Genomic DNA, 6227 nt, shown 5'->3' with positions numbered 1-6227 from the left:
GCTCCTTGGCGGTCAGCGCGCGCCAGGCCGGCAGGGCGCGATTGGCGGCGTCGATGGCACGCTTGGTCTCGGCGCGGCCGAGCTTGGGAATGGTGCCCAGGGTCTCGCCGGTGGCCGGGTTGTCCACGGTGACGGTGGCACCGCTGTCGGCGTCGATCCAGGCGCCGTCGACATAGGCTTGCTGGCGAAACAGGGAAGCGTCTTTGAGCTGCATTACGGTCTCCTTGGCTGAAAGGGCCGGAAGCAAGGGCATGACACCCCTGCGCCTGCGATAGGGTCAGGCCTGGAAACGCTGGCATCGCCACCGTTCAGCGCCCGCTCGAGCAACGTCCGAACCGCTATGGGCGTTCGAAATATTGAACGCATCCTAGGAGAATATTGAACCCCCGCGCAAGAGCGCCGGAGCGGTTTTCGCGCGGCCCTCCTCCTTGTTTATGCAGCCCTCGCCACACCTCGCGAAACAGTCGTTCAAAATCAACAACATCGTGCATCCGGGCATGGACGGTCGGGGGCAAGGTGAGTATGATGGCGACCGATTCAGCGTCACTGAATCGCTGCACTCGTAGCTCAGCTGGATAGAGTACTGCCCTCCGAAGGCAGGGGTCGTGGGTTCGAATCCCGCCGAGTGCGCCATCTCCCGTTCACCGTCGCGTGAACCTCAGCAAAGCCCGCCATCGCGCGGGCTTTGCTGTTTCTGGCTATCGCTCAAGCCTTTCCAAGACGCACAGGCCTTTCGTGAAAAGACCTTCGCCAGATTACCGGCGTGATTTATCTGACCGTTATCACTACCACCCTCGCGATTCTGCTCTAAGCTCTGTCCCTGGACCCGCTCCAACCAGCCGGCCGGATGCCGATACCCTGGGATCACCTCGCAAGGACGCCTCATGAGATACCTCCTGACCAGCTCGGTTACCCTCTTTCTCGCCGCTCCGCTCCTGACCGAAGACACCGCCCTGGCCCAGGCCGGCCATGCCATCCGTCCAGGGATAGAGGCAGCTGCTCACGCCCTGAATCTGTCGCTGCTGCAGAGCAGTGCGGTCGGCAGGGGCCCGGTGGCCGAGGGGGCGCGGCTGCAGCTGACAGCGCTGGAACGGCAAGCGCGGCGGGACGACTAGCCTCAGGGCTTTGCCAGGGCCCGGCGCAGAGCCCTGCTTGAACGAAGCGCCCGTCCGGTGCTCTCAAGGTCTCCACTACGGCCCCGAGGAGACCTGGATGAAATCCCTGATTCCCCTGTTGCTGCTGCCCCTCGCCCTGGGCGCCTGTACCCGGGAGCCGGTTCGGCACGACGCTCTCGGCTTGCCGAGCTGCGACCTGCAGCAGCAGCGTCAACTCCCGGGCGAGCTGGGCGGCGCCATCAGCGATCCGCGGCAGGCGCATGTCTCGCTGCGGGCCAATGTGCTGCTGGCGGATGTGAGCACGGCGCGCAAGGCGCGGCGGATCAGTCAGGAACAGGCGAAGGCCTTCAGCGAGCGCATCGCCGCGGTGCGCAGCCAGACCGATGTCCTGGTCAGGCAGCAGGGCTTTCTCAGCGCGGCCGAGCGGGCCAGTTTCGATCGGGAATTCGACGGGATCGCCACGCAGATCTGCCAGCCGCGCTAGCGGATGCTGGGTGCGCCTGCCAGGTTGGGTCGAAAGGCGCGGCCATGAACGGCTAGGATAATGGGGCCGATCAGGCGGTAACACAGCTTGCCGTCCTGCTCTCTTGGCCCACGGGGACGACCCCGGCGATCGGTGGGCAGCGTTCCGGGACGGCCCGGTTTTACAGGAGGCCGTCGTTGGCTTGGTTCTATCTGGTGTGCGCGGGACTGCTCGAGGTGGTCTGGGCGTTCTACATGAAGCAGTCCGCGGGCTTCACCCGCCTCACGCCGACGATCATCACCGGGGTCGCCATGGTGGCCAGCGTGGCGCTGCTGTCGATCGCCATGCGCAGCCTGCCGCTGGGCACCGCCTATACGATCTGGACCGGTATCGGCGCGATCGGCGCCTTCATGGTCGGCATCCTGGTCCTGGGCGAGGCGGCGAGTCCGCTGCGCATCCTGGCCGCCGCGCTGATCGTCAGCGGGCTGGTGCTGATGAAGCTGACCTCGTCCTGAGCGCTCTCCCCTAGCGCGGGATCACCGGGCGGGCCAGCCAGATGAACAGCAGCCCGCCGAATAGCCCATCCACGGCCATCGCCAGCAATCCCTCCAGGGTGCGCGTGGCGTAGATAAGCACCGGCATGGGCGCGAAGGCGTCGATCAGGCGGATGGCGGCGATCAGGCTGAGGCTGCTGGCCAGCGGCAGCAGGCAGGCGCGATAGGCACCGCCGTGACGACCCAACCAGAGGGCCGCGGCAAAGGCTGGTAACCAAGCGGCGAGCACGATGGCGGCATAGACGGGTCCGAAGCCCAGCAGATCATCCAGTGAGGTCCGCCCGCGCGTGGCCAGGTCGATCGGCTGGCCGAGTCCCTGGAGGGCCGCCAGGTTGTACTGGGTCTGCACCAGGCTGCCCCAGGCGGTGGTCAGCAGCAGGGCCGCGGCGAACGCCAGCAGGGTGCGCGGTTGCAACAGGGCGCGCCAGAGCGGTTGGGGCATGGTCGGAAGATCCCTTGGAGAGAGGCAGATGCTAGCGAAAGCGGGTACCCGGAACAGACCTCAAGCGTTACCTAAAGCTTCCGGCCGCTGGGCCTGGCTGGCGTGGCTGGCCCTGCTGGCGGTTCCGCTGGCGCTGGCGGCGCCGGCCTACCGGATAGAGACGGTGGCGACCGGGCTGGATAGACCCTGGTCGCTGGCCTTCCTGCCCGATGGCCGGGCGCTCCTGACCGAGGGCGCCGGGCGCTTGCGGCTGCTGGTGCCGGACGGTACCGGCCGCCTCAGGCTGCAGGCGCAAGCCGTGAGCGGACTGCCCGAGCTCTATACCGAAGGCCAGGCCGGTCTGTTCGAGGTGCTGCCGGACCCGGATTTCGCTGGCAACCAGCTCATCTACCTCTCCCATGCGACGGGCACGCGCCCGGCCAATCACCTCAGGGTGGTGCGCGCCCGGCTGGACGGCGGACGCCTGCAGGACGTCCAACCGCTGTTCACCAGCCAGCCGGCCAAGGCCTTCGGGCAGCACTTCGGGGCGCGGATGGCCCTGCTCGGCGACGGCACCCTGGCCATCGCCCTGGGCGACGGCAACGTCGAGCGCACCGATGCCCAGCGACTGGATACGCATCTGGGCAAGATCGTGCGCATCACCCGCGACGGCCAGGTGCCGGCGGACAACCCCTTCATCAAGCGACCCGGCGTCCTGCCGGAGATCTACAGCCTCGGCCATCGCAATCCCCAGGGTCTGGTCTGGGTGCCCGAGCGCCAGGCGCTATACGAGCACGAGCATGGCTCCAAGGGTGGCGACGAACTCAATCTGATCCGCGCCGGTGCCAACTACGGCTGGCCGCTGACCACCGGCGGCGTGGACTACACCGGCGCGCGCATCTCGCCCTTTCGCGACTTGCCGGGCATCACCCCGCCGCTGCTGGAATGGACGCCGTCGATCGCGCCCGCCGGAATGACCTGGTACGACGGCCAGGGCTTTCCCGCCTGGCGCGGCAGTCTGTTCGTGGCGGCGCTGCGGGAGAAGTCGGTGCGGCGGATACCGCTGGTTGAGGGTATGCCTGGTCCGCAGGAGCTGCTGTTCCAGGAACTGGAACAGCGGCTGCGCGACGTGCGCAGCGGCCCGGACGGCAATCTCTGGCTGCTCACCGATGGTGAGGAGGGCCAGCTGTTGCGGGTAGTGCCGGGGTAGGAAGTGAGTACAGCCGTGGTGCCGATCCTATACAGCGCCAGTCGCGGCCATGCCGGTACGCGGTAGGTTGGGTTGAGCGCAGCGAAGCCCAACGTCGCCTCGTGGCTCGCCATGTTGGGCTTCGACGCTAGAGCCGTCTCACCCAACCTACGGAGACATCGATAGCCTGTTGGGGCGGCAACTCGGGTGAGCCGCGAGCCGCCTCGTCGAAACGACGAATATTCCGCCGTTTCGTCAAATAAAGCACAACGATTCGACGCTCTGACGCTCACATCTGACAGCGCCGCTTTCTAAGCTGGAGCCTCAACCACGGAGGATCCCGCCATGAAAGTCACCCTGCTCGGCGCCGGCCATATCGGCTACACCATTTCGCAATTGCTGCACGCCAGTGGCGACTACCAGGTGACGGTGGCGGATCGCGACGAGCGCGCCCTGGCGGCCATCGCCGCCCTGGGCGTGCAGACCCGGACCCTGGATACCGCCGACGCCAGCGCCCTGGCCGCGGCCCTGGACGACCAGGACGTGGTGCTCAATGCCCTGCCCTATCATCTGGCGATTCCGGTGGCCCAGGCGGCCAAGGCCACCAACACCCACTATTTCGACCTGACCGAAGATGTGAAGGCGACCAAGACCATCCGCCAGCTGGCCGAGGGCGCGAGCAATGCCTTCATGCCCCAGTGCGGTCTGGCGCCCGGCTTCATCGGTATCGCCGCGCACTCCCTGGCCAAGCGCTTCGATAGCGTGCGCGAGGTGAAGATGCGTGTCGGCGCCCTGCCGGAATTCCCCACCAATGCCCTGAAGTACAACCTGACCTGGAGCGTCGACGGCCTGGTCAACGAGTACTGCCACCCCTGCGAAGCCGTGCGCAACGGCGAGCTGCAACTGGTGCAGCCGCTGGAAGGCCTGGAGCACTTCTCCCTGGACGGCGTGGAATACGAGGCCTTCAACACCTCGGGCGGTCTGGGCACCCTCTGCGAGACGCTGCAGGGCCAGGTGGAAACCCTGGACTACAAGACCGTGCGCTATCCCGGTCACCGTGACCTGATGAAGTTCCTGCTGGAAGACCTGCGCCTGGCCGGTGACCAGGAGCAGCTCAAGAACATCCTGCGCGGCGCCGTGCCCACCACCATGCAGGACGTGGTGCTGGTGTTCGTCACCGTCAGCGGGATGCGCGGTGGCAAGCTGGTGCAGGAGGTGTTCAGCCGCAAGATCTTTGCCGCCGAGCGCGACGGTCGCCTGACCAGCGCCATCCAGATCACCACCGCGGCCGGCATCTGCACCGCCCTGGATCTGTTCCGCGAAGGCAAACTGCCGCAGCGCGGCTTCATCGCCCAGGAGCAGGTGGACATGGAGGCCTTCCTGGCCAACCGTTTCGGCAAGGCCTACCAGCCGGTCTGATCGGGGAAGCTTAGCGGCAGACCAGGGGTCCATAACGGAACAGTTACCGTTAAAGGACCCCTCGTCATGCTCAGCGTCGCCATCGTCGGTTGCGAACAGATCCACGCCCAGGACTATCTGGACACCAGCCTGGCCGATCCGCGCGTGCGGGTAGTGGCGGTGGCCAGCGAACGCGATCCCGCCCGCGCCCGGCGCCTCGCTGCCCCTCGGGGTCTGCCGGTAGTGGATGACTTCGCCCGGTTGCCCGAGGTGGACCTGGCCTTCGTCACCACCGCCATCGAGGATCACGAGGCGGCGGTGACCGCCCTGCTCCCCCGAGCCCGTCATCTCTTCGTGGAAAAGCCGCTGGCCGTCTCGGCAGCCCGTGCCTCCGCCCTGGCCGATCAGCTCGCCGGGCGTTCCTGCTTCAGCGGCTTCTATCTGCGTACCGACCCGGCCCTGCAGCTGTTGCGCCAGCGGGCACGGGACGGCGCCATCGGCAGCCTCAGCCACCTGTCACTGACCGCCGGCCACCCGGGGCTGCTGGAGGGCTGGCTCAGCGACTGGCCGGCGCATCTGGACGAGCGCCGCATGGGCTATGGCGCCTTTGGCGACCTGGCCGTGCACCTGCTGGATTTCAGCGCCTGGCTATGCGGTGAGGCCCTGACGGTCGCCCATAGCCGACTGGACCGCGATCCGCGCTGGCCGCTGGATCATGGCGGCGAGGCCTTGCTCCAGGCCGGTGATCTGCCGATTCATCTGCGCGCCAGCGCCACCCTGCGGGGTCCGCGGCTGGCCATTCGTCTGGACGGTAGCGCCGGAACCCTGGAGCTTTCCGCGGGGCGCCTGGTGCTGCACGACGCCAAGGGCAATCGCCAGGTGCTGGCCGAGGGCGTGGACCCCGGCGTGCCCCAGGGCGCCCAGGCGGTGTTCGATCAGCTGCTCGGCCAACCGCGACCGGAACTGGCCACTTTGCAAGAGGCGCTGACGGCCAATAGGCTGCTCGATCGCCTCTATGGACGCGGTTGAAGGCGGAATCGGACGCTCCGGGGCCACCTAAAGGTCGGACTGTTTATGCCGATAGCGA

8 protein-coding genes and 1 tRNA gene are annotated in these 6227 nt (G+C 67.1%); 7 read left to right on the top strand and 2 right to left on the bottom strand.

Annotated features, from left to right (window positions below; all coding sequences use genetic code 11):
* Positions 1-214 (bottom strand): aldehyde dehydrogenase family protein (locus QMX82_RS20230; RefSeq protein WP_282286937.1); only part of this gene is annotated, 214 nt, incomplete at its 3' end.
* Between the two features lie 342 nt (positions 215-556).
* On the opposite strand from QMX82_RS20230, the gene QMX82_RS20225 reads away from it, so the two are divergent.
* The 4 genes from QMX82_RS20225 to sugE all read left to right on the top strand — a co-directional run bounded on the left by QMX82_RS20225 (position 557) and on the right by sugE (position 2093).
* A tRNA-Arg gene (locus tag QMX82_RS20225) sits at positions 557-633 on the top strand.
* A 251-nt stretch (positions 634-884) separates the two neighbouring features.
* A complete protein-coding gene (locus tag QMX82_RS20220; protein ID WP_282286936.1) occupies positions 885-1115 on the top strand; it encodes a hypothetical protein in 231 nt (76 codons plus the stop codon).
* 97 nt (positions 1116-1212) lie between these two features.
* A complete protein-coding gene (locus tag QMX82_RS20215; RefSeq protein WP_282286934.1) occupies positions 1213-1599 on the top strand; it encodes a hypothetical protein in 387 nt (128 codons plus the stop codon).
* 176 nt (positions 1600-1775) lie between these two features.
* On the top strand, positions 1776-2093 hold the full coding sequence (gene sugE, locus QMX82_RS20210) for a quaternary ammonium compound efflux SMR transporter SugE (protein ID WP_282286933.1): 318 nt from the start codon (positions 1776-1778) through the stop codon (positions 2091-2093).
* A gap of 10 nt (positions 2094-2103) precedes the next feature.
* Here sugE and QMX82_RS20205 read toward each other — a convergent pair whose 3' ends face one another.
* Positions 2104-2574 carry a hypothetical protein gene (locus tag QMX82_RS20205; protein ID WP_282286931.1) on the bottom strand — a complete coding sequence of 157 codons (471 nt, stop codon included), beginning with the start codon at positions 2572-2574 and terminating at the stop codon, positions 2104-2106.
* Positions 2575-2602: 28 nt separating this feature from the next.
* On the opposite strand from QMX82_RS20205, the gene QMX82_RS20200 reads away from it, so the two are divergent.
* The 3 genes from QMX82_RS20200 (at position 2603) to QMX82_RS20190 (ending at position 6169) form a co-directional block, all read left to right on the top strand.
* A complete protein-coding gene (locus QMX82_RS20200; RefSeq protein ID WP_282286929.1) occupies positions 2603-3763 on the top strand; it encodes a PQQ-dependent sugar dehydrogenase in 1161 nt (386 codons plus the stop codon).
* 324 nt (positions 3764-4087) lie between these two features.
* Entirely contained in the window at positions 4088-5161 is a 1074-nt protein-coding gene (locus tag QMX82_RS20195; protein ID WP_133861351.1) for a saccharopine dehydrogenase family protein, read from the top strand.
* A 66-nt stretch (positions 5162-5227) separates the two neighbouring features.
* Complete coding sequence (locus QMX82_RS20190) at positions 5228-6169, top strand: Gfo/Idh/MocA family protein (protein WP_282286926.1); 942 nt, start codon at positions 5228-5230, stop codon at positions 6167-6169.
* The last annotated feature ends 58 nt before the right edge of the window (positions 6170-6227 follow it).

It is taken from the genome of Pseudomonas sp. PS02302, assembly GCF_029959585.1.
GTDB classification, from domain to species: domain Bacteria; phylum Pseudomonadota; class Gammaproteobacteria; order Pseudomonadales; family Pseudomonadaceae; genus Chryseomonas; species Chryseomonas aestiva.
This window is presented reverse-complemented; position numbering and strand designations above follow the sequence as displayed.